Raw genomic sequence first — 21,828 nt, forward strand, 5'->3', positions numbered from 1 at the left:
AAAGAAGAACTGAACAGACGTTCAGGACTTCATGACAGTTTCGATTTGATCTTCTTCCAAAGCACCGGCCAGGCGGCGAGCAGCATAACGAATCCAGCCGTGCCGACATTCACCGGTGGTGGTGGCGGCAATTGCCCCGGCACGTTGACCTTCACCTGCGCGTAATGCTGTTGCATCTCTTTCACGGCGGCGCGGCCAAGGCGCTGCACATTGGAGTGCAATTCCTGCCGCTGTTTCAGGCGCTTCTCGCGCTCGACCTTCAGGGCTTCGATCCTGGTGTCGATCTGCAGGATACCGGCATCGAGCTTTTCGATGGCATCCTCGCCCTTTTTTGCGTTCTTGATCGCGGCGACCACCTTGGTTTCCGCCTGTTTCACCAGGGTCAGCGCCAGTTTGCGCTTTTTCACCTCTTCGGCAAATTTCTTCTTTTCATCAGCTTTTGCGGTCGTGACCTTGATCTTTTCCTTCTTGTGATCAACGGATTTCCCACCGCGCTGCGGTTTTGCCATGACAAAAGCTCCCTCAAATGAGGGCAGCCTAACATTTTCAGGGACCGGCGCTAGGCCGCGTTATGCGCGCGCATCACCTCGGACCGGATGATCCGCGCAATCAGCGCGCACTCCTCAAGGCTGAAGGTCAGCGGTATGCGCATGTCGACAATGCCCGCCAGAACGCGATCAGTCGCTGGCATCGGCTGCGAGGGTGCATAGCGCCAGCTGTCATAGCGCGAGGTAAAGGCCACCGGTTCCGGCGCGCCGAACCATTTCAACTCCACCCCACGCGCGGAACAGCGCTCGATCACATCACAAAGCGCTTTGTCCTGCCAGTCGAGCAGCAGGAACTGGATGGAGGAGCCGACATAGCTCTCTGCCTCGGGCCGGTCGATCACGCTCAGGCCCGGCGTATCGCGCAGCCCCTGTTCCAGAACGCGGTAGCGGTCATTCCAGCGCGCTACCTGCGTGTCCAGATCGCGCAGTTGCGGGCGCAGGATCGCGGCGCGCAGATCGTCCATCCGGCCCGAGATATTGGGGGTCTGATACTTGACCCGCTCAAAGACTTCGAGCGACGGGGCCGCCTTGTGACGCCCATAGAGCATGTAGGACCCCGACAGCATCACCGCCCGCGCCGCAAGCTCTTCGTCATCACTGACCAGCAAGCCGCCTTCGCCGGAATTCACATGCTTATAGGTCTGACAGGAATAACACCCAATCGCGCCATGCCGCCCCGAGGGCACATCACGCCAGGCTGCCCCCATCGTATGCGCACAATCCTCGATCACCGTAACGCCAGCCGCGTCGCACATCGCCATCAGCCGGTCCATATCGCAGATATGCCCGCGCATATGGCTCAGCAGCAGCACTTGCGACCGGTTCAGCTTGGCCTCCAGGTCGTCCAGATCGATGGTCAGGCCTTCGGTGACGCCGACAAATTCCGGGATTGCCCCGACCGAGGCGATCGCGCCGGGTACCGGTGCCAGCGTGAAGGCGTTGGAGAGTACCCGGTCACCGGGTTTCACCCCCACCGCCCGCAACGCTGTGGCCATCGCATAGCCGCCCGAGGCCACGGCGAGGCAGTAGCGCGCACCGGTCAAAGCGGCGAAGTCCTGTTCCAGCAGCGCGGTCTCGCCCGCTTCGCCTTCGGCCAGGTTGTAACGATGCAGCCGCCCGTGGCGCAGCACATCCAGCGCCGCCGCGATGGCGTCGTCGGGGATCGGTTCCTGCTGGGTGAAACTGCCGGTGAATCTTTCTGTCATGTGGCGTTTGTGAAGCCCGCGCCGGACCCGGTCAAGCCCGTGCGGCCTTTGCGGGTGCGCCCGGATGCCCGATCAGCTCTGGCACCAGATCGGGCAGATGCGCAAAATCATGCAACAGCGCCTCGGGCTCCAGCGCCGCCATATCCTCGCCCGACGGTCCGAACGTCACAAGAACCGAGGGGACCCCGGCGGCACGCGCGGTGTTGCGGTCAGTGTCGGAATCCCCGACCAGCAGGCACAGATCCGGATCCCCGCCCGCGCGCTTCGCCGTTTCGCGCAAAGGCGCGGGATCGGGTTTGCGCACCGGCAGCGTGTCGGCCCCCACCAGCGCGGCAAAGGCGTCCCGTATGCCAAGCCGCTGCAACAACAGGTCGGCATGGCCTTCGGGCTTGTTGGTGCAGATGCCCACGCCATACCCGGCGGATTTCAACCGCTCGACCGCCTCCATCGCCGAGGGGTAGAGGAAGGTGTGTACATCGATCTTCTCGGCATAGGCGTCCAGCAGCACCGGATAATAGCTATCCACGGTGTCGGCATCGAACTGACCGACCCGGTGCAACCCGTGCGTCAGCATCATCCGGCCACCGCGCAGGGCAACGCCCGCATCGGTCCCGTGCACCAGCACATCGCCATGGCCCATCATCCGGAAACAGGCATTTGCCGCCTCCAGCAGGTCACCGGATGTGTCGGCCAGCGTGCCATCCAGATCAAAAATTACCGTTCGCATCCTGCCTCCTGTCGGCGCGCTTCCGCCGCGTTCTGTTGCATCCCGCAACCTCATTTGATCGCGCCGGTGCTTGCGCCCCTGCCCCCAGCGGATAAAACGGGCACAAGGAAAATACAAAGAGAAACCATTTTCATGAGCATCGCCCTCGTCATCCTTGCCGCAGGCAAAGGCACTCGGATGAACTCGGATCTGCCCAAAGTCCTGCATCCCATCGCGCAAGCTCCGATGCTTGTTCACGCCATGCGGGCGGGCCGTGCGCTTGCGCCCGAACGCACCGTTATCGTGGCAGGCCACGGGGCCGAGGCCGTTACCAAGGCGGTGCTGGCAGAGGATGAGGACGCGCAGGTCGTGCTGCAGCAGGACCAGCTTGGCACCGCCCATGCGGTGGATCAGGCCCGCGCGGCACTTGAAGGCTTCGAGGGCGATGTCGTGGTTCTGTACGGCGACACGCCCTTCATCCAGCCCGAAACGCTGGAGCGGATGATCTCGGCACGAACCGAGAACGATCTGGTCATTCTTGGCTTTGAGGCCGCCGACCCCGCCCGTTACGGACGGCTGGTGATGGACGGCGACAAGCTGGAACGCATCGTTGAATTCAAGGACGCCACAGAGGCCGAGCGCGCGATCAACTTCTGCAACTCCGGCCTGCTGGCCTGCGATGCGACAGTGCTCTTTGATCTGATCGCGGCGGTCGGCAATGACAATGCCTCGGGTGAATATTACCTGACCGATGTGGTCGAACTGGCCCGCGCCCGCGATCTGAGCGTCACGGCCGTAGCCTGTGACGAGGCCGAAACGCTGGGCGTGAACTCTCGCGCGGATCTGGCGCAGGCGGATGCGGTGTTTCAGGCCTCGGCCCGCGCGGCGCTGCTGGGACAGGGGATCACCTTAATGGCCCCCGAAACCGTCTACCTCGCCCTCGATACCGTGATCGGGCGTGACAGCGTGATCGAGCCCAACGTGGTCTTCGGCCCCGGCGTGACGGTGGAAAGCGGCGCGCAAATCCGCGCCTTTTCGCATCTGGAGGGCTGCCATGTCAGCCGCGGCGCCGTGGTTGGCCCTTACGCGCGCCTGCGTCCGGGCACCGAATTGGCGGAAGATGCGAAGGTCGGCAATTTCGTCGAGATCAAGAATGCCGAGATCGCCGAGGGTGCCAAGGTCAACCACCTGAGCTATGTGGGCGATGCCAGCATCGGCGCCAAATCCAATATCGGCGCGGGCACCATCACCTGCAATTACGATGGCTTCATGAAGCACCGGACCGAGATCGGCGCAGGCGCATTCATCGGCTCGAACACCATGCTGGTCGCCCCTGTGTCCATCGGGGACGGCGCGATGACCGCCACCGGAACGGTGGTGACCCGCAATGTCGAAGCCGACGCGCTGGCGGTGGCCCGTGCCAAGCAGGACAACAAGCCGGGCTACGCGGCAAAACTCTTCTCCATCTTGCGGAAGAAGAAAGAAAAGCTTTCGAAAGGTCAGTAGAGATGTGTGGAATTGTCGGTGTCCTGGGCGATCACGAGGCCGCCCCCATTCTGGTCGAGGCGTTGAAACGGCTGGAATATCGCGGCTATGACAGCGCCGGGATTGCCACCGTGAACAAGGGCGCGCTGGATCGGCGGCGCGCGGTGGGCAAGCTGGTCAATCTCAGCGACCTGTTGGTGCACGAACCCCTGCCCGGCAAATCCGGCATCGGCCATACCCGCTGGGCCACCCATGGTGCGCCCACTGTCAGCAACGCCCACCCGCACCGCGCCGGGTCGGTGGCGGTGGTGCATAATGGCATCGTCGAGAATTACCGCGACTTGCGGGCGGAACTGGCTGAACACGGGATCGAGTTCCAGACCGAAACCGACACCGAAACCGTGGCCCTGCTGGCCGAACATTTCCTGCGCTCTGGCCTCGATCCGGTCGCAGCCGCCAACCGCGCCATCGACCGGCTTGAGGGGGCGTTTGCGTTGGCCTTTCTCTTCGACGGCGAAGAGGACCTGATCGTCGCGGCGCGCAAGGGCTCCCCGCTGGCCATCGGTCATGGAGACGGCGAGATGTTCGTCGGCTCGGATGCCATCGCGCTGGCCCCGCTGACCGACAGGATCACCTATCTGGAGGAAGGCGACCGCGCCGTCCTGACCCGCACCTCGCTTGAGATCCGCGACGCGCAAGGAGAACTGGCCAATCGCGAGATGCGCAAGATCGCCACCGACCGGACCCGCGCCGACAAGGAGGGCCACAAACACTTCATGGCCAAGGAAATCGCCGAGCAACCCACGGTGATTGCGGAGGCGATCCGCGCCTACCTGCCCTCTGGCTCGGACGAGGTTCGCCTGCCCGGTGAAGGGCTCGATTTCGGCCAGGTCGATCGGTTGACCATGGTCGCCTGCGGCACCGCCTATTTCGCCTGTCTGACCGCCAAATACTGGTTCGAACAGCTGGCCCGCATTCCGGTCGAGGTCGATATCGCCTCGGAATTCCGCTATCGCGAACCGCCGATCCCGGATCGCACCGTGGCGCTGTTCGTCAGCCAGTCTGGCGAGACCGCCGATACGCTGGCCGCGCTGCGCTATTGCGAAGGCAAGGCGGACAAGATCGTTTCGGTGGTCAATGTCCCGGAAAGCTCGATCGCGCGGGAAAGCCAGTTGGCATTGGAAATCCATGCGGGAGTCGAGATCGGCGTCGCCTCGACCAAGGCCTTTACCTGCCAGCTCAGCGTACTGCTGATGCTGGCGCTGAAGGCGGCACAGGACCGGGGCACGCTGACGCCGGAACAGATCGCCGATCACCTCTCGGCGCTGCGCGGGCTACCCGCGCTGCTCAACGCCGCACTGGATCAGGAGGACGCGATCCGCACCGCCGCCCAAAAGCTGAGCGAGGCGCGCGACGTGCTGTTCCTGGGCCGTGGCGCAATGTATCCGCTTGCCCATGAGGGAGCACTGAAACTGAAGGAAATCAGCTATATACACGCCGAAGCTTATGCGTCTGGCGAGTTGAAACACGGCCCCATCGCGCTGATCGACAAACATATGCCGGTTGTGGTCATGGCCCCGCGTGACGCGCTCTTCGACAAGAGCATCTCGAACATGCAGGAGGTGATGGCGCGCAAGGGCAAGGTGCTGCTGATCTCGGATGATGACGGGATCGCCGAGGCGCAGGACGGCGTCTGGTCCACCGTGCGCATGCCACACGCGCATCCCAGCCTGACGCCGATCCTCTATGCGGTGCCTGCGCAGTTGCTGGCCTATCACACGGCTGTTGCCAAGGGCACTGATGTGGACCAGCCGCGCAATCTGGCGAAATCGGTAACAGTGGAGTAACCCATGGGAAAGCAGTTCCCCGCTCTCGACGACGCGCATCGCACCTTCATCGAAGCGCAGCACATGTTCTTCACCGGCTCTGCCGAGCCCGAAGGGCGGGTGAATATCTCGCCCAAGGGGATGGAGTCGCTGCGGGTGATGGGGCCAAACCGCATCCTGTGGATGAACCTGACGGGCAGTGGCAACGAAACTGCCGGGCATTTGCTGGAAATCAACCGCATGACGCTGATGTGGTGTTCCTTCGAAACGCGCCCCATAATCCTGCGCGCCTATGGCACCGCCCGCACCGTGCAGCAAGGCGATGCCGGCTGGCCCGATCTGGCGCAATATTTCCCGCCCCATCGCAGTGCACGGCAGATCTTTGATGTCGAGATCGAGATGGTCCAGACCTCCTGCGGCTATACCGTGCCGCTGATGGATTTTCGCGCCGACCGCGACACAATGCAGAAATGGGTCGACGGCAAATCCGACGAAGACATTCGCCAATACTGGGCCGACAGGAACCAGACCACCCTCGACGGCAAGCCAACCGGCGTTCCGGTCCGAGGAAGCTGATGCTTGCACCCTATCTCGATCAGCTCAATGCCCATGTTGAACCCGGCCGCGCCGAACAGAAAGCGGCCTATCACAAACAGAGCCGCGTGGTTCTGGGTGTCCCCAACCCGGCGATCAACGATCTGACCAAGGCGTGGCGGCAGGCGCTGAACCTGCCCGAGCGGATCGAACTGGCAGACGCGCTGTGGCAGAGCGATATCTTCGAGGCCCGCATCGCCGCTGCCAAGCTGCTGACGCAGGCCCGCATCCGACCCGATGAGGCGGTCTGGGAATTGTTGTGCAACTGGGTGCCGGAATTCGACAGCTGGGCCATCGCCGATCACGCCTGCGGGGCCATCTCAAAACGGCTGGTTGCCGATCCGGCGCGTCTGGATCAGGTTGAGGGCTGGACCCGGTCCGAGCACATGTGGACCCGCCGTGCCGCGCTGGTGGCCACCCTGCCGTGGACCAAGCAGAACACCCCCAAACCGGATGATCTGGCCCGCCGTGACCGCATCCTGGGCTGGGCTGCCCTCTATGTGCCCGACCGCGACTGGTTCATCCAGAAAGCGGTGGCGTGGTGGCTGCGCGACCTGTCCAAACACGACGCGCCACGGGTCCGCGCCTTTCTGGCCGAACATGGCGAGGCGATGAAACCCTTTGCCCGACGCGAGGCGGCAAAGTATCTCGACCGTTAAGCACTCTGCAGTGGTGCGGCAAGAACCTTGCCCTTGCTGACCGGTCCAAATGCGCGCAGTCTCAGGGCCAAACCATGCCCGAAACAATGGATTGCCCACCCATTCCACACGAAAACAAAGACCGCATCCGCGCCTTGTTGAAAAGCATCGAGACCGGCGATCCCGAGCCTATCTCGGTGGTGAACGAAGCCAGGTACATCCAGCACAACCCGCAAACCCATGAAGGCAGCGAAGGGCTTGCGGCGTTGTTCAAACGGTTGTCGAAAACCTCGCCGCGCGTCAATATCGTGCGGGCCTTTGAGGATGGCGATTTCGTCTTTGCCCATACCGAGTACGATTTCGCCACCCGGCGGATCGGGTTCGAACTGTTCCGGTTCGAGGACGGCCAGGCCGTGGAACATTGGGACAACATTCAGCCCCGGCTGGGTCCCAACCCGTCCGGGCGCAGCATGGTGGACGGCCCGACCGAGGCCAGCGACCCTGCGCTGACCGAGGCCAACCGCAGCCTTGCCCGCAACTTTGTCGAAACCGTGCTGATCGGGGCCAGGCTTGACCGGATTGCCGAGTTCATCGCCGAACAGGGCTATATCGAACACAATCCCCGGCTCACCGATGGCCGCGCGGCACTGATATCCGCGCTCGTGCAGTCAGAGAACGGTCACCGCGTGATTGATTACCACCATCTGCACCGGGTTGTGGCCGAGGGAAATTTCGTGCTCTGCGTCAGCGAAGGGGACCATGCCGGCCAGCATTGCGCCTTTTTCGACCTGTTCCGGGTCGCCGACGGCAGGCTTGTCGAACACTGGGACACCACCGAAAAGATCGCGCCCCGATCGGAGTGGAAGAACAACAACGGCAAGTTCTGAGGCCCTGTGACAGCGGACCCCCGACGCACCGTTTCAAAGCGGTTACATCAATTGGTGTAAACGTCCAGTTCGACCAATTGGTCGATCGGTGCCAATAGCGCCCGCATCGCCTCCAGTGACAACCGGCTGCCTGCGGTTTCCTCGCCCTCAATCGGGATCAGCGTCACAAAGGCCGAGGCCCCGGTTTTGCGCACCACCACCCGGCCCGAGCGTTCGAGGCTGACCAGAGGCGTCTCGAGCCAGACACCGGGTTTCGCGACATCGCCCAGCCCGGCAATCGTCTGCTTGGCCCCGGTCCAGCCCGGATCGAACTGTTCGGTCGCAACAACCTCCTCGACCTCATCAGCAGAGTCCGCCTCAGGCGTTTCCCCGCCGTCGGACGCGGAAGGGGTCGAGGGGCCGCTGAACAGACCATCGGTGGTGTCACGGATCTGCGCGCATCCGGCGATCAGGATCAGAGCGGTCAAAGCAAGGTATCTCATGCCGGAACCCTAGCCAGAGACGACCGGCCATGCCAGACCCAATCCATGATGCCTCTTGCCGCAGGCAGGGTCGCGCTTTACGTATAGCGCCATGACAGCACCTCTGATTGATCCCTTTGCCCGCGCCATCACCTATCTTCGCGTTTCGGTGACCGACCGCTGCGATTTCCGCTGCGTCTATTGCATGTCCGAGAACATGACCTTTCTGCCCAAGAAAGAGCTGCTGACGCTGGAAGAGCTGGATCGCATGTGCTCCACCTTTGTGGGGCTCGGCGTGCGCAAACTGCGCATCACCGGGGGCGAGCCGCTGGTGCGGCGCGACATCATGACCTTCTTCAACGGCATGACCCGGCATCTGGAAAGCGGCGCTTTGGATGAATTGACGCTCACCACCAACGGCTCGCAATTGGAACGGTTCGCCGATCAGCTTTATGCGGCGGGCGTGCGGCGGGTGAATGTTTCGCTCGACACGCTGGACGAGACCAAGTTTGCCGACATCACCCGCTGGGGCCGCCTGAAACAGGTGCTGCGCGGAATTGACGCGGCACAGAAGGCAGGGCTGCGGATCAAGATCAACGCGGTGGCCTTGAAAGGCTTCAACGAAGAAGAACTGCCTACGATCACGCAATGGTGCGCCGAGCGCGACATGGACCTGACCTGGATCGAGGTCATGCCGATGGGCGATATCGGCAACGAGGATCGGCTGGGCCAATACTGGTCGCTCAAGGATGTGCGTGCCGAGTATGAAAACCACTATGCGGTCAGCGATCTGGCCGAACGCTCTGGCGGTCCGGCCCGGTATGTGCGGCTGGAGGAGACCCGGCAAAAGATCGGCTTCATCACGCCGCTCAGCCATAATTTCTGCGAAAGCTGCAACCGGGTGCGCCTGACCTGCACCGGCGAGCTTTACATGTGCCTCGGGCAGGAGGATATGGCTGATCTGCGCCAGCCTCTGCGCGATCACCCCAACACCGAAGCCCCCCTGCAGGACGCCATCCGCGCCGCCATCAGCCACAAGCCCAAAGGTCATGATTTCGACTATTCCCGGCAAACGCTCGATGGCCAGATGCCCCGCCACATGAGTCATACGGGCGGCTGATATGTCCCACGAGGGCGTCACCCCGACGCTGCTTTACCGGGTATACGCAACCGTCACTGGTGCGCTTGGTCCACTGGCCTGGCGTAGCGTACACCGCAAGCTCGACGCGGCAGGCGTTGCGCCCGAACGGCAACGAGAGCGGTTGGGCCATGCCACGCTGCCCTGCCCCGATGGCCAGTTGATCTGGTTTCACGCGGCCAGCGTGGGCGAAAGCCTGTCGGTGCTCACGCTGATCACCCGCATGGGCGCGGTGCTGCCCGAGGCGGAATTCCTGATCACCTCGGGCACGCCCACCTCAGCCGAACTGGTTGCCAAACGTCTGCCGCCGCGCACCCGGCACCAGTTCGTGCCGCTCGATACCGGCACGGCGGTCACGCGCTTTTATGATCACTGGCGGCCACAGGCGGGCATTTTCGTCGAAAGCGAGCTTTGGCCCCGCATGCTGGTCGAGGCCGACCGGCGCGGCATCAAGCTGGCCCTGCTCAACGCCCGCCTCTCGCAGAAATCGGTGCAGGGCTGGCAGAGGTTTCCCGACACGGCGCGGTATATCCTCGACCGGTTCACCCTGTTTCTGACCCAGAACCGGCAGACCGCCGACAATCTGATTGCCATGGGCGCCGATCCGAACCGGGTCCGCCCCGGCAGCAATCTCAAGGCAACCTCGGCCCCGCTGCCGGTGGATGAGGCGACACGCGATACCTTGTCCAAAGCGATCGGTGATCGTCCGGTCTGGGTCGCAAGTTCGACCCACAAAGGCGAAGAGGAAACGGTGCTGCAGGCGCACCGGACCCTGCTCAACACCCATCCCGACCTGCTCTTGCTGCTGGTCCCCCGCCACCCCGAACGCGGCGACGTGGTTCAGGGTCTGGTGAACGCCGCCGGCCTGACCTGCGCCCGCCGCACCTCGCAGAACCCGATCACAGCACAAACCCGTGTCTACATGGCCGACACACTGGGCGAGACCGGCACCTGGTACGCGTTGTGCAAACTGGTCTTTCTCGGCGGCTCACTGCTGGAAATCGGCGGCCATAACCCGTTCGAACCCGCGCAGGCGGGGGCTGCGGTGATCACCGGGCCGGGGTATTACAACTTCGCCGAAACCTATGCCCAAATGAAGCTCGATGGCGGCGCGCGCGAGATCCACGATGCCGACAGCCTCGCCCGCGCCGTTGCCGACTGGCTGGAGAACCCGGCGCAATTCGACCGCGCCCGGCAGGCTGCCTCGGCCTATGTGGCGAGCCAGCAAAACGCGCTGCTGGCGGTTATCGACAGTCTGTGCCAGGAACTTGACCTGACCAGACCCGCCGCAACCGGCTGAGCCCCTTTCCCAATCCGAACCAACAATTCAGGCCTCTCGATATGCAAGACCTCATCCTCAGCCTCGCAGAATATCCCGATCCCTTCTGGAAACGGTTCAAAGTCACCGAGGACGACCTGGACGGCTTTCACCATGTCAACAACGCGGTCTACCTGAAATGGCTCGATGCCACGGTCTGGGAGCACACCCGTGCTGTCGGCCTGAGTGAACAGGCCTGCATCGAAATGAATCGCGGCATGGCCACCGTCCGGCACGAGATCGACTATCTGTCCTCCGCCTTTCTGGATGACGAGGTCGTCGTCTATAACTGGGTCGCCACGAATGATGGCAAACTGCGGGCCAGCCGACGCTTTCAGATTGCCCGGCTGGGGGACGGCAAAACCATCCTGCGTGCGAAGTCCGACTATGTCTGCACCAACCTGACAACCGGGCGCCCCACCCGTATGCCGGACATATTCCGCACCGCCTATGACGTGAAGATACCCAACGAAACATAGCGCCCGCCGCGCCCTGTTCCGCCCTTCAACTGGCCACAAATATCCCGGGGGAGGCGCGCAAGGCGCGGCGGGGGCAGCGCCCCGCGCGCCTTCAACTCACGCCGCGGGCATCCGCTGTTCGACGATCCCGGCCCACCAGCTACACCCGGCGGGGATGGCCTCGTCGTTGAAGTTGTATTCGGGGTGATGCACCATTGCCGTGTCACCATTGCCGACGAGGATATAGGCACCGGGCCGTTCCTCCAGCATGAAGGCAAAATCCTCGCCGCCCATCACCAGCGGCGCGTCCCCGCAAGCCCCCGAGACATCGCGCGCCACGCCAGCGGCAAATTCGGTCTGCGCATCGGAGTTCACCATCACCGGATAGCCGCGATGATAGGTCACCTCGGCGGTGCCGCCAAAGGTCGTCGCGACACCCGCGCAGATCTCCTTTATCCGCTGCTCGGCCAGATCGCGCATTTCGGTGCTCATGGTGCGCACGGTGCCTTTCAGAAAGACCTTTTGCGGGATCACGTTGAACGCATTCGAGGACGTCTCGAACGAAGTGACCGACACCACAAGCTGATCGGTGGGATCGGCGTTGCGACTGACGATGGTCTGCAGGGCCAGAATCAGTTTCGAGGCCATCACGGTGCTGTCCACCGTGGTCTGCGGCTTGGCCGCATGGCCGCCCCTGCCCTCGAGCGTGATTTCAAACTGGTCGGTGGCGGCAAAGAACGCACCGGGGCGGATGGCAAAGCTGCCCACCGGCTGGCCCGGCCAATTGTGCATGCCATAGACCTCCTGAATGCCCCAGCGGTCCATCATGCCGTCCTCGCACATCTCGCGACCACCACCGCCGCCCTCTTCGGCGGGCTGGAAGATGATCACGGCGGTGCCGTCGAAATTGCGGGTCTCGGCCAGATATTTCGCGGCCCCCAGCAACATGGCGGTATGCCCGTCATGGCCGCAGGCATGCATCGCGCCCGGCGTTTTCGAGGCATATTCCAGCCCCGTCGCCTCATGGATCGGCAGCGCATCCATGTCGGCGCGCAAGCCGATCACCTTGCCCGCGCTGTCGGTTTTGCCCTTGATAACGCCAACAACACCGGTGCGACCAATGCCAGTGACAACCTCGTCACAGCCGAACGCCCGCAGCTTGTCGGCCACCAGCGCGCTGGTGCGATGGGTCTCGAACAGAATCTCGGGGTTCTCGTGAATGTCGCGCCGCCACGCGGTGATTTCATCCTGCAGTTCCGCAAAGCGGTTCTTGACTGGCATCTCTTGCTCCTCCGTTTGCGATCCGCAGACCGGCACTTCTTGTCCCACATACATATAGGCCCCGGCCCGCTGTTCCAGAGCGAAACGCGGCCAAAAACCTCAGAGAGCCGGCCCCGGAACCAGTGCCGACCCGTCGCGGAACCGCGACAGGCGGAACCGGCTCAGATCGTGACCCGGCGCGTCGCCTGTCACCAGATCGGCCATGATCCGCCCAAAGGCGGGGCCGATCCCGAATCCGTGCCCGCTCATTCCGGTGCAGATTGACAGACCCGGCAGCCCCCCGGCCCGGTCCACCACCGGTACCACATCGGGCATCGTGTCGATCATCCCGGCCCAGGCGGCAGCGGCCTGCACCGTGCCAAGCGAGGGAAAGAGCTGCCGGAACCTTTCCAATATCTGCCCGATCTTGCGGTGGTTCGGCGCGGGGTTCAACACGCGGCATTGCTCGAAGGGCGAGGTCTCGTCTCCCGCCCAGCGCCGCTTTGTTCCCCAGGCATCCGGGTAGTTGCGCGGGGCATATGGCAGATAGCGCCGTCCGAACGGGTCGGCGCGCAGTTGCGGCCAGAAGGCGCGCGCGGCGCGGAACGCATCCGGCCCGATCCAGAAATCATGCGCGTCCCCCTCGGCCAGCGAGTAGCCGCCATCGACGCGCCGCCGCAATGCAATCGCGCCAAAATCTGCCCCACCCGCATGGATATCCGGAACCGGGGTTGTGGCGACAACCGTGGCGCGCACCGAAAGCTGTGGGATATCAATCCCATGCCGCCGCAGAAACAGGTTCGACCAGGCCCCGCCCGCCATCACGACATCGCGTGTTGCGATCCGCCCGGCCTCACTCACGACACCGGCGATGCGCCCGGCTTCCACGTCCAGCAGCCGCGCCGCGCAGTTTTCACGGATCACCGCGCCTGCCGCCACCGCCGCCCGTGCCAGCGCTGGGACCGCCGCCCAAGGCTCTGCCCGCATGTCCGACGGCGTGTGCATTGCGCCGGGCCAGCGACCTTGTGCCTGCGGGACCAGATCGGCCAGTTCGGCCCCGTTCAGCATCCGCGTATCGACGCCGTTCTCGCGTGCATGGGGCAGCCACGCCTCGAATCCGGCCAGTTCCTTGTCAGAGCGCGCCACATAGGTCAGCCCGCAAGGGCGCAGGCCCAGATCTTCAGCCAACTCCGCCTGCAATTGATGCCAGATCCGGTTGGCCTCGACCATGATTGGCAACTCGGCGGGATCGCGACCCATCTGACGCACCCAGCCCCAGTTGCGCGCCGATTGTTCACCCGCGATACGCCCCTTTTCCAGCAGCACCGGGCGCAGGCCTTTCTGTGCGAGGAAATAGGCGGTCATCACCCCGATGATGCCGCCGCCAATGATGACGACGGGCGCGCTTGAGGGCAGCGCCGCGTCATGCTCGACCGGCGACGCGCCAGTGATCGGAATGCCCTTCATCCCGACAGATGATCCAGCAGGGCGGCCATGAAATCCTGCCCGGCCTGAAACTGCTCGACCGACAGAAACTCGTTTGCCTGATGCGCCTGTTCGATGTCGCCGGGGCCGCAGATGATGACGGAATACCCCGCATCCTGAAACTGCCCGGCCTCGGTGCCGTAGCTGACCACATGGGTGCCATTGTCACCCGTCAGCACACGCGCCAGAGCCTCTGCCCGACCCTGCTCTTCGGGGACCAGACCGGAGACCTGGAAGGCGTCGCTGATCTCGATCCGCGCATCGGGGTGTACCGCCTGCATCTCGGCCTCGACCTCAGCCGCGAACGCCCGGAACTCGGCCTTCCAGCCGTCCAGCGAGACACCCGGCAGGGTGCGGCATTCGATGAGGAACCGGCAATCCTTGGCGGTGATGTTGCTGGCGGTGCCGCCTTCGATCGTGCCCACATGCTGGGTGGTCCAGGGCGGATCAAAGAGCGCCGCGACCTCGTCGCGCGAGGCCGCGCGGTTCAGCCGGTTGCGCTGATTGGCCCAGTCGATCAGCCGCGCCGCCTCATGCACCGCGCTCACGCCCATATGCAGCAGGGAACTGTGCACCTCGAACCCGTGCACATGCACGTTCAGCCCGACATCGCCCTTATGCCCGGTCACCACCTGCATCATCGAAGGCTCGCCCACGATAACCACCCGCCCCTTGGGCAGGACAGGTTCCATCGCCCGGATCAGATGCGGCGCGCCGAAGCAGCCGATCTCTTCGTCATAGCTCAGCGCCAGTTGCAGCGGTGTGGTCAGATCACGCCCCTGCGCCTCGACCAGGGCCCAGATCGCCAGCGCGTCAAACCCTTTCATGTCGCAGGTGCCGCGCCCGTAGAACCGGCCCTCGGCCTCGATCACCTCATACGGATCAGTCTCCCATGCCTGCCCGTCCACCGGCACCACATCCGTATGGCCCGAGAGCACCACAGCCCCCTCCTGCCACGGCCCCGCATGGGCAAAAAGCGCCGCCTTTTCAGGCTGGCCCGGCGCTTCCATCCGATGCGCGGTCACGCCATGGGTGGTCAGATAATCCTCGACCCAATCGATCAGCGGCAGGTTCGAATCGCGGCTGACAGTTGGAAAAGACACCAGCTTTTCCATCAGCGCGCGCGGAGACAGTTTCTCGGTCATGTAGCGCCTCTTGGCAATTCGGTCCGAGGGGGTGTGCGCACGCTAAGTCGCCGGGCTTGCCGCTGTCAAACCGATTGCGCCCTATTGCGCGCGCGGGCGCAGCGCACCGGCCAGCAGCACGATCACAATCGCCAGTGGCACCAGCACCGCCAGCGCCAGCCGCAGCGAGGCCAGATGCGCCAGAAACCCGATCACCGGCGGCCCGATCAGCAACCCGCCATAACCCAGCGTCGCCACACTGGCGATCCCCTGGCCTTGCGGCACGTGCGGATCATTGGCCGCGCGGGTGAAGGCGAGCGGCATGACCACCGCGTATCCCACCCCCATCAACCCAAGCCCCGCCAGGGCGGTCGACGGGGTACTGCCGACAACAACCGCCAATGCCCCGGCGGTGGCAAATGCCCCGCCCAACCGCGCCGCAAGGACCGGGCCCAGCGCGCCAATCACCCAGCCACCCACAAAGCGCACCGCCACCATTGCCACCGAAAACACCGCATAGCCCAATGTCGAAACGCTCTCTGCCGCGCCGATGCTGTCGCGCAGGTAAATCGCGCTCCAATCCGCGACCGCGCCCTCACCCATGGCGCCGCAAAAGGCGGTAAGCCCGACCAGCACAAGAACCCCGGTCGGAAAAGCAAAGACCTTGCCGCGCGACAGGTCCGAGCGCTGCGAAGCCCACCCAATGCGCGCCACTGCAAGCGTCAAGACGGCGACGATGACCGCTGCCACCAGAAAATGCACAAGCACCGACATTTGCGCCTGAACCGCCGCAAACCCGCTAAGCGCGCCCAGCCCGGCGCCGAGGCTCCACATGGCGTGGAACGATGACATCGCCGCCTTTTTGTAGTCCCGGTCAACTTCCGCGCCCCAGGCATTCATCGCCACATCCATCGATCCGTGACAGGCCCCGAACAGAAAGAGCGCAAAACACAGGAACGCGAAACCGCCCGCCATACCCAACAGGATCAGGCTGAGCGCATAGAGCACGCCCACAACCAGCGTGATCCCATAGGCGCCGAAGCGGTCGACCAACCTCCCGGTGATCGGAAAGGAACACACCGCGCCCGCCGCCAGAAACAACAACGCCAGCCCCAGGGTTTCATGCGATAGCCTCAACGCATCGCTCATCGCCGGGATGCGCGATGCCCAGATGCCGAAATAGGCACCGTTGAGGACAAACATCGACGCAACTGCGCACCATGCCCTTGGAAAGCCCACCATGTGACGACCTTTATCCGAAAGGGCCAACGGCCCGATCAGTGACACTTAGCGGCGAAAGCACGGCCTGAACAGGCGATCATTCCAGATGTTTGCGGATGCGCTTCACCATCAACCAGACCGCCGCAATCACCGGCAGGGTCACCCCGGCGGTGAGCGTGGTCTTGGAGAGGCCCAGCTTGGTCAGCGGTCCCAGCAGATAGACCGCCAGCGACACCGCGTAATAGCTGATGGCCACCACCGACAGCCCCTCGACCGTGTGTTGCAGGCGCAGCGCCAGATCAGCGCGGCGGTCCATGCTTTCCAGCAGTTCCTGATTCTGGGCGCTGCGTTGTACATCCACCCGTGTCCGCAACAGCTCACCGGCGCGCATCGCCCGGTCCGACAGGCTTTGCAACCGCCGCTGCGTCGACTTGACGGTGCGCATGGCCGGGTCATAGCGGCGAAGCATGAAATCCGACAGGGTCTGGCGGCCCAGAAATCTTTCCTCACGCAAGAGCTGGATGCGCTGGTTCACGATGGCCTCATAGGCCCCGGTCGCACCGAACCGGAACGAGGCGCGCGCGGACATCGTCTCAAGCTCTGCTGCAGTGGCCAGCAGTTTCGGCAGCGTTTCCTCGGCCGAGGCCGCCTCATCGGTCATCTCTGCGGTCAGGTCGGTCAGTTCCGCGTCCAGTTCGCCCAGCCGTGCACCCAACTTGCGGGCCGCAGCAAAGCCCAGCATCGACATCGCCTTGTAGGTCTCGATCTCGCACAGGCGCTGTACGATCCGGCCCACCCGCCGCTCGCCGGTTCCGTCAGACACAAACACCGCGAGCCGCACATGACCAGCCGGATCGATCCGGAAATCCCCGGCCAGCACCGCCGCATCGTCCAGCACATGCGCAACCGCAAGGCTTTCCGGCACGAACCAGTCGCGCAGCGCGGCGATGATCTTGGGCATGTCGGGGCGGCGCATGACCCGCAGAGCGATTGAGGTGATCCGCTGTCCGGGCGCACTCTCCAGCCAGTCCGGCGGGAACACCTCGAAATCCGCCGGATCGAAGGGGCGGCTGCTGACCCCGTCCGAAAAGGCAGTATAGGCCACGAATTCGGTATGCTGCTCCCATTTCAGATGATGTCGCCCCAGGGTACCCGAAAAATGCGTGGCACCGGGGTGCGGATGCTGCGTTCCGTGCCGGTCGAGCAAATCAAGAAGATGTGCCCGCGCCTCTTCCCGTACCGCGTTATTCGCCCCATCGGGATGTTTGATGGCCAGATAAACCGCCGTGCCCGGCGCGGTGGCGACCGGAAACGGACGCGCATGCAGCTCATTTGCGATCGCGTAACGCAGCGGGTGGTCGTGAATGGGTGGCATGTCGGGCTCCGATTGATCCGCCCCACTATAGTCACTCCAATTTTGGTATCAAATGTCTTTTTATTTCAATATGTTATCAGAATACCGCCGTATACACCCAGAACCACCCGTGACCCCCCCTTCAATTGGCCAGAAATATCCCGGGGGTGAGGCCGAAGGCCGAGGGGGCAAAGCCCCCTGACACAAACAAAAAAAGAAAAGGGCGCCCGCAGGCGCCCTTTGCAATTGGATCAGACCCGTGCTCACTCGATCATCGGCAGCAGCTTGTCCAGCGAAGCCTTGGCGTCGCCATAGAACATGCGGGTGTTTTCCTTGAAGAACAGCGGGTTCTCGATGCCCGAATAGCCGGTGCCCTGACCGCGCTTGGACACAAAGACCTGCTTGGCCTTCCAGCATTCCAGAACCGGCATACCGGCGATGGGGCTGTTGGGATCGTCCTGTGCGGCCGGGTTCACGATGTCATTGGACCCGATCACGATAGCCACATCCGTCTCCGGGAAGTCATCGTTGATCTCGTCCATCTCCATCACGATGTCATAAGGCACCTTGGCCTCGGCCAGCAGCACGTTCATGTGGCCGGGCAGACGGCCCGCCACCGGGTGGATGGCGAAACGCACGTTCTTGCCCGCCGCGCGCAGCTTGCGCACCAGCTCGCTGACAGATTGCTGCGCCTGCGCCACCGCCATGCCGTAGCCGGGGATGATGATGACACTGTCGGCATCGTTCAGCGCCGCTGCCACACCGTCGGCCTCGATGGCGATCTGCTCGCCCTCGACCGCCATCTGCTCGCCCTGCGGTCCGCCGAAGCCACCGAGGATGACGCTGACAAAGTGACGGTTCATCGCCTTGCACATGATGTAGGACAGGATCGCACCCGAGGAACCCACCAGCGCACCGACCACGATCAGCAGATCGTTGCCCAACGAGAAGCCGATCGCCGCAGCCGCCCAACCCGAGTAGCTGTTCAGCATCGACACAACCACCGGCATGTCAGCCCCGCCGATGCCCATGATCAGGTGGTAGCCGATAAAGAGCGCCGCCAGCGTCATCAGGAACAGCGGGAAGAAGCCGCCCGAGCTGGTGTACCAGATCAGACAGATGAACGAGAGCGCCGCAGCACCCGCATTCAGCATATGCCCGCCCGGCAGCTTGGTCGCCGCAGAGGTGACCTTGCCTGCCAGCTTGCCATACGCGACGACAGACCCGGTGAAGGTGATCGCCCCGATAAAGACACCCAGGAACAGTTCCACATGAAGGATCGCAAGCTCGGCGCCGGTCTTCTTGGCGATCAGCTTGGCAAAGGCACCCAGATCCGACAGATCCGCGTCCTTGGCCGAGTCGACGATCGCCATCACCTCGGCGACGTTCTTGATCTCGAAGTGGGCGTTGAAGCCGACAAAAACCGCAGCCAGACCGACCAGCGAGTGCATCGCCGCCACAAGCTGCGGCATCTCGGTCATCTGCACGCGCTGCGCCACATAGACACCGATGGCACCGCCACCCGCAATCAGCAGCAACGACAGCAACCACAGCCCCGAACCCGGACCGATCAGCGTGGCGAAAACCGCCAGCCCCATGCCCACGATCCCGTACCAGACCGCGCGCTTGGCGCTTTCCTGACCGCTGAGACCACCCAAGGACAGGATGAAGAGAACAGCCGCAACAACGTAGGCGGCAGTGGTAAAGCCAAATTCCATCTCTCGGCCCCCCTTAGGATTTCTGGAACATGGCGAGCATGCGCCGTGTGACGAGGAAACCGCCGAAGATGTTGATCCCGGCCATGAAGACCGACAGACCAGCCAGCAGGATCACCAGGAAACTGCCCGATCCGATCTGCATCAGCGCCCCCAAAATGATGATCGACGAGATCGCGTTGGTCACCGCCATCAGCGGCGTGTGCAGGCTGTGCGCCACACCCCAGATCACCTGGAAACCAACAAAGACCGCCAGCACGAACACGATGAAATGCTGCATGAAGCTGGCAGGTGCGATAAGCCCGACCAACAGCGTCAGCACACCGCCAACCGCCAACAGCGTGACTTGGCTCTTGGTCTGGGCCTTGAACTCGGCCGCCTCCTTGGCGCGCTTTTCTTCCGGGGTCAGTTCCTTGACCTCGGGTTTCTTCTGCACCGCGATCGCCTGCACTTTGGGCGGTGGCGGCGGAAAGGTGATCTCGCCCTGATGGGTCACGGTTGCCCCGCGGATCACGTCGTCTTCCATGTCATGGTTGATCTGACCGTCCTTTTCGGGCGTCAGATCGGTCATCATGTGACGGATGTTGGTGGCATAGAGCGTCGAGGACTGTGCCGCCATCCGGCTGGGGAAGTCGGTATAACCGATGATGGTCACGCCATTGTCGGTCACGATCTTCTTGTCGGCCACGGTCAGCTTGCAGTTGCCGCCCTTTTCCGCCGCCAGATCGACGATCACCGAACCCGGCTTCATCATCTCGACCATATCCTTGGTCCAGAGCTCGGGCGCTTCGCGGTTGGGGATCAGCGCCGTGGTGATGACAATATCAACCTCGGGGGCCAGTTCACGGAACTTGGCCAGCTGCGCCTCGCGGAACTCGTCGGATTGCACCGAGGCATAGCCGCCGGTGGCCGCACCATCCTGCTGCTCGTCCTCGAAATCGAGATAGACGAACTCGGCGCCCATCGATTCGACCTGTTCGGCCACTTCGGGGCGTACGTCAAAGGCGAGCGTGATCGCACCCAGCGAAGTCGAGGTCCCGATCGCGGCCAGACCGGCAACGCCCGCGCCCACAACCAGAACCTTGGCGGGCGGTACTTTACCAGCCGCCGTCACCTGACCGGTGAAGAAGCGGCCAAAGTTGTTGCCCGCCTCGATCACCGCGCGGTAACCGGCGATATTGGCCATGGACGACAGGGCGTCCATCTTCTGGGCGCGCGAAATACGCGGCACCATTTCCATCGCGATGACATTGGCGCCCTTGGATTTGGCGGCCTCCATCCCCTCTTCGTTTCCGGCAGGATTGAAGAAGGAAATCAGCGTCTTGTCCTTGGTCAGGCGCTTGAGCTCGGTGGCATCGGGCTGGCGCACCTTGGCGATAATGTCAGACGCTTTCCAGAGCGCAGCGGCGGTCTTGAGGACCTCGACGCCTGCCTCTTCGTAAGTCGCATCCGAAAAACCGGCCGCCGCCCCCGCGCCGCTTTCGATGGCGCAGTCATAGCCCAGCTTTTGCAACTGACGCGCAGAGTCGGGCGTCATTGCAACGCGCGCCTCGCCGTCAAAAATCTCTTTTGGTGTGCCTATCTTCACCTGTCAGGCCCCCCTTTTGCTGTCTGCCACGGGTCGCAGATTGAAACGGTTTGCGGTGTCATGACCTATATTGCGCAACAAAATTTCGCAAGCGCAGCATTTGGATTGGCCGTGGGGTTACTTTTCTTCTACAGCCAGCGGCGCGTTTTGCGCTCGTACCGGGCGAAGTCGGCACGGAACGTGCGACGCAGCGTGTCTTCCTCGGGCAGGACAAAGCGCCGCTCAAGCAGCCAGACGAAAATCGGGATCAGCGGCAGCGACAAAACCGCGTCGAAACGCAGGATCAGACCGGTGAGAATCAGGGCATCGCCCAGATAGATCGGGTTACGCGACCGCGAGAAGATGCCGCTGGTGACCAGCGCCGAGGCGGTCCGGTGCGGAATCGGCGTGGTGCGATGCCGACGCAGTTCCATCAGGGCCAGCACCATCAGCAACAGCCCCGCGCCCACGCACAGCCCGCCCAGCAGATCGGCCCAGGCCCCGCCAAAACTGAACCGGAACGCCGCCCAGCGCGCCTGCGCCCAGGCGATCAATATGAACCCGACCAACCAGATCGGCGGGGTATCAAGCCATTTCATCGGACGTCCTCCGGGGTTTGCGCGCAATCTGCCACATCCTCTGGCCGGGCGCGCCAAGACGCAACGCCGCAGCACCCCTAATTCCTATCCGACAGGCAAGTCATCGTCGCGGAACCCGGCCACGTGGTGGTGGGCGACACGCTGTCGATCAAGCTCTACCAGGCGCTGGCCGCAACGGCGGGTCGCCCCGTCGGACCTCGGCAATTTTCCGACCGAACTCCACTTGGCGCGGGGCCTAC

Annotated in this window: 20 protein-coding genes and 1 pseudogene; 9 read left to right on the top strand and 12 right to left on the bottom strand. The window is 63.3% G+C overall.

Going from position 1 to position 21,828, the window contains the following annotated elements; genetic code table 11:
- Positions 1 to 29: 29 nt before the first annotated feature.
- From M3P21_RS10705 to M3P21_RS10715, 3 genes are read right to left on the bottom strand one after another with little or no spacing between them, the layout of a single operon-like run.
- Positions 30 to 509 carry a hypothetical protein gene (locus M3P21_RS10705; RefSeq protein WP_249709952.1) on the bottom strand — a complete coding sequence of 160 codons (480 nt, stop codon included), beginning with the start codon at positions 507 to 509 and terminating at the stop codon, positions 30 to 32.
- Positions 510 to 559: 50 nt separating this feature from the next.
- On the bottom strand, positions 560 to 1,753 hold the full coding sequence (locus tag M3P21_RS10710; RefSeq protein WP_249709954.1) for a DegT/DnrJ/EryC1/StrS family aminotransferase: 1,194 nt from the start codon (positions 1,751 to 1,753) through the stop codon (positions 560 to 562).
- Between the two features lie 31 nt (positions 1,754 to 1,784).
- Entirely contained in the window at positions 1,785 to 2,480 is a 696-nt protein-coding gene (locus tag M3P21_RS10715) for an HAD-IA family hydrolase (protein ID WP_249709955.1), read from the bottom strand.
- A 132-nt stretch (positions 2,481 to 2,612) separates the two neighbouring features.
- Here M3P21_RS10715 and glmU point away from each other — a divergent pair, with 132 nt between their 5' ends.
- The 5 genes from glmU (at position 2,613) to M3P21_RS10740 (ending at position 7,889) form a co-directional block, all read left to right on the top strand.
- Complete coding sequence (gene glmU / locus M3P21_RS10720) at positions 2,613 to 3,965, top strand: bifunctional UDP-N-acetylglucosamine diphosphorylase/glucosamine-1-phosphate N-acetyltransferase GlmU (protein ID WP_249709956.1); 1,353 nt, start codon at positions 2,613 to 2,615, stop codon at positions 3,963 to 3,965.
- Between the two features lie 2 nt (positions 3,966 to 3,967).
- Positions 3,968 to 5,791, top strand: a complete 1,824-nt coding sequence (glmS, locus tag M3P21_RS10725) for a glutamine--fructose-6-phosphate transaminase (isomerizing) (protein WP_249709957.1) — start codon at positions 3,968 to 3,970, stop codon at positions 5,789 to 5,791.
- Positions 5,792 to 5,794: 3 nt separating this feature from the next.
- Positions 5,795 to 6,346 (top strand): pyridoxamine 5'-phosphate oxidase family protein, encoded by a 552-nt coding sequence (locus tag M3P21_RS10730; protein ID WP_249709958.1) that lies wholly within the window; start codon positions 5,795 to 5,797, stop codon positions 6,344 to 6,346.
- The gene (locus tag M3P21_RS10735) at positions 6,346 to 7,023 is read left to right on the top strand and encodes a DNA alkylation repair protein (RefSeq protein WP_249709959.1); all 678 of its coding nucleotides are present in this window, start codon (positions 6,346 to 6,348) and stop codon (positions 7,021 to 7,023) included. Before M3P21_RS10730 ends, M3P21_RS10735 begins: the two co-directional genes overlap by 1 nt.
- Before the next feature lie 74 nt (positions 7,024 to 7,097).
- Positions 7,098 to 7,889, top strand: a complete 792-nt coding sequence (locus tag M3P21_RS10740; RefSeq protein ID WP_249709960.1) for a nuclear transport factor 2 family protein — start codon at positions 7,098 to 7,100, stop codon at positions 7,887 to 7,889.
- A 47-nt stretch (positions 7,890 to 7,936) separates the two neighbouring features.
- Here M3P21_RS10740 and M3P21_RS10745 read toward each other — a convergent pair whose 3' ends face one another.
- The gene (locus tag M3P21_RS10745; protein ID WP_249709961.1) at positions 7,937 to 8,371 is read right to left on the bottom strand and encodes a hypothetical protein; all 435 of its coding nucleotides are present in this window, start codon (positions 8,369 to 8,371) and stop codon (positions 7,937 to 7,939) included.
- Positions 8,372 to 8,462: 91 nt separating this feature from the next.
- On the opposite strand from M3P21_RS10745, the gene moaA reads away from it, so the two are divergent.
- Genes moaA through M3P21_RS10760 form a run of 3 tightly spaced genes read left to right on the top strand, consistent with a single transcriptional unit; the run spans position 8,463 to position 11,285 of the window.
- Positions 8,463 to 9,470, top strand: coding sequence for a GTP 3',8-cyclase MoaA (moaA, locus tag M3P21_RS10750; RefSeq protein ID WP_249709963.1), 1,008 nt, complete (start codon positions 8,463 to 8,465; stop codon positions 9,468 to 9,470).
- A gap of 1 nt (position 9,471) precedes the next feature.
- The gene (locus tag M3P21_RS10755; RefSeq protein WP_249709965.1) at positions 9,472 to 10,788 is read left to right on the top strand and encodes a 3-deoxy-D-manno-octulosonic acid transferase; all 1,317 of its coding nucleotides are present in this window, start codon (positions 9,472 to 9,474) and stop codon (positions 10,786 to 10,788) included.
- 41 nt (positions 10,789 to 10,829) lie between these two features.
- Entirely contained in the window at positions 10,830 to 11,285 is a 456-nt protein-coding gene (locus M3P21_RS10760) for an acyl-CoA thioesterase (protein ID WP_249709967.1), read from the top strand.
- A 96-nt stretch (positions 11,286 to 11,381) separates the two neighbouring features.
- Here M3P21_RS10760 and M3P21_RS10765 read toward each other — a convergent pair whose 3' ends face one another.
- From M3P21_RS10765 to M3P21_RS10800, 8 genes are all read right to left on the bottom strand, one after another.
- Complete coding sequence (locus M3P21_RS10765) at positions 11,382 to 12,545, bottom strand: M20 aminoacylase family protein (protein WP_249709968.1); 1,164 nt, start codon at positions 12,543 to 12,545, stop codon at positions 11,382 to 11,384.
- A gap of 99 nt (positions 12,546 to 12,644) precedes the next feature.
- On the bottom strand, positions 12,645 to 13,991 hold the full coding sequence (locus tag M3P21_RS10770) for an NAD(P)/FAD-dependent oxidoreductase (protein WP_249709969.1): 1,347 nt from the start codon (positions 13,989 to 13,991) through the stop codon (positions 12,645 to 12,647).
- Positions 13,988 to 15,154: an acetylornithine deacetylase gene (gene argE, locus M3P21_RS10775; protein WP_249709970.1), complete on the bottom strand. Its 1,167-nt coding sequence runs from the start codon at positions 15,152 to 15,154 to the stop codon at positions 13,988 to 13,990. Before argE ends, M3P21_RS10770 begins: the two co-directional genes overlap by 4 nt.
- Before the next feature lie 81 nt (positions 15,155 to 15,235).
- On the bottom strand, positions 15,236 to 16,336 hold the full coding sequence (locus tag M3P21_RS10780) for an MFS transporter (RefSeq protein WP_249709971.1): 1,101 nt from the start codon (positions 16,334 to 16,336) through the stop codon (positions 15,236 to 15,238).
- Between the two features lie 115 nt (positions 16,337 to 16,451).
- The gene (locus M3P21_RS10785; protein WP_249709972.1) at positions 16,452 to 17,729 is read right to left on the bottom strand and encodes a DUF3422 family protein; all 1,278 of its coding nucleotides are present in this window, start codon (positions 17,727 to 17,729) and stop codon (positions 16,452 to 16,454) included.
- A 242-nt stretch (positions 17,730 to 17,971) separates the two neighbouring features.
- On the bottom strand, positions 17,972 to 19,426 hold the full coding sequence (locus M3P21_RS10790) for an NAD(P)(+) transhydrogenase (Re/Si-specific) subunit beta (protein ID WP_249709973.1): 1,455 nt from the start codon (positions 19,424 to 19,426) through the stop codon (positions 17,972 to 17,974).
- 13 nt (positions 19,427 to 19,439) lie between these two features.
- Positions 19,440 to 21,011 (bottom strand): Re/Si-specific NAD(P)(+) transhydrogenase subunit alpha, encoded by a 1,572-nt coding sequence (locus M3P21_RS10795; protein WP_249709974.1) that lies wholly within the window; start codon positions 21,009 to 21,011, stop codon positions 19,440 to 19,442.
- Positions 21,012 to 21,139: 128 nt separating this feature from the next.
- The gene (locus M3P21_RS10800) at positions 21,140 to 21,589 is read right to left on the bottom strand and encodes a methyltransferase family protein (protein WP_249709975.1); all 450 of its coding nucleotides are present in this window, start codon (positions 21,587 to 21,589) and stop codon (positions 21,140 to 21,142) included.
- An 84-nt stretch (positions 21,590 to 21,673) separates the two neighbouring features.
- Here M3P21_RS10800 and M3P21_RS10805 point away from each other — a divergent pair.
- Positions 21,674 to 21,828, top strand: a pseudogene (locus M3P21_RS10805) (kynureninase); the annotation flags it as partial.

The sequence above is a fragment of the Ruegeria spongiae genome, assembly GCF_023502395.1.
GTDB classification, from domain to species: Bacteria; Pseudomonadota; Alphaproteobacteria; order Rhodobacterales; family Rhodobacteraceae; genus Ruegeria_C; species Ruegeria_C spongiae.

Coding starts and splice junctions, on each gene's coding strand:
- M3P21_RS10770 (WP_249709969.1), bottom strand. CDS start 13,991: ATGAAGGGCATTCCGATCACTGGCGCGTCGCCGGTCGAGCATGACGCG.
- M3P21_RS10735 (WP_249709959.1), top strand. CDS start 6,346: ATGCTTGCACCCTATCTCGATCAGCTCAATGCCCATGTTGAACCCGGC.
- M3P21_RS10715 (WP_249709955.1), bottom strand. CDS start 2,480: ATGCGAACGGTAATTTTTGATCTGGATGGCACGCTGGCCGACACATCC.
- M3P21_RS10740 (WP_249709960.1), top strand. CDS start 7,098: ATGCCCGAAACAATGGATTGCCCACCCATTCCACACGAAAACAAAGAC.
- M3P21_RS10780 (WP_249709971.1), bottom strand. CDS start 16,336: ATGTTTGTCCTCAACGGTGCCTATTTCGGCATCTGGGCATCGCGCATC.
- M3P21_RS10760 (WP_249709967.1), top strand. CDS start 10,830: ATGCAAGACCTCATCCTCAGCCTCGCAGAATATCCCGATCCCTTCTGG.
- argE (WP_249709970.1), bottom strand. CDS start 15,154: ATGACCGAGAAACTGTCTCCGCGCGCGCTGATGGAAAAGCTGGTGTCT.
- M3P21_RS10800 (WP_249709975.1), bottom strand. CDS start 21,589: ATGAAATGGCTTGATACCCCGCCGATCTGGTTGGTCGGGTTCATATTG.
- glmU (WP_249709956.1), top strand. CDS start 2,613: ATGAGCATCGCCCTCGTCATCCTTGCCGCAGGCAAAGGCACTCGGATG.
- M3P21_RS10790 (WP_249709973.1), bottom strand. CDS start 19,426: ATGGAATTTGGCTTTACCACTGCCGCCTACGTTGTTGCGGCTGTTCTC.
- M3P21_RS10745 (WP_249709961.1), bottom strand. CDS start 8,371: ATGAGATACCTTGCTTTGACCGCTCTGATCCTGATCGCCGGATGCGCG.
- glmS (WP_249709957.1), top strand. CDS start 3,968: ATGTGTGGAATTGTCGGTGTCCTGGGCGATCACGAGGCCGCCCCCATT.
- M3P21_RS10765 (WP_249709968.1), bottom strand. CDS start 12,545: ATGCCAGTCAAGAACCGCTTTGCGGAACTGCAGGATGAAATCACCGCG.
- M3P21_RS10785 (WP_249709972.1), bottom strand. CDS start 17,729: ATGCCACCCATTCACGACCACCCGCTGCGTTACGCGATCGCAAATGAG.
- moaA (WP_249709963.1), top strand. CDS start 8,463: ATGACAGCACCTCTGATTGATCCCTTTGCCCGCGCCATCACCTATCTT.
- M3P21_RS10730 (WP_249709958.1), top strand. CDS start 5,795: ATGGGAAAGCAGTTCCCCGCTCTCGACGACGCGCATCGCACCTTCATC.
- M3P21_RS10705 (WP_249709952.1), bottom strand. CDS start 509: ATGGCAAAACCGCAGCGCGGTGGGAAATCCGTTGATCACAAGAAGGAA.
- M3P21_RS10710 (WP_249709954.1), bottom strand. CDS start 1,753: ATGACAGAAAGATTCACCGGCAGTTTCACCCAGCAGGAACCGATCCCC.
- M3P21_RS10755 (WP_249709965.1), top strand. CDS start 9,472: ATGTCCCACGAGGGCGTCACCCCGACGCTGCTTTACCGGGTATACGCA.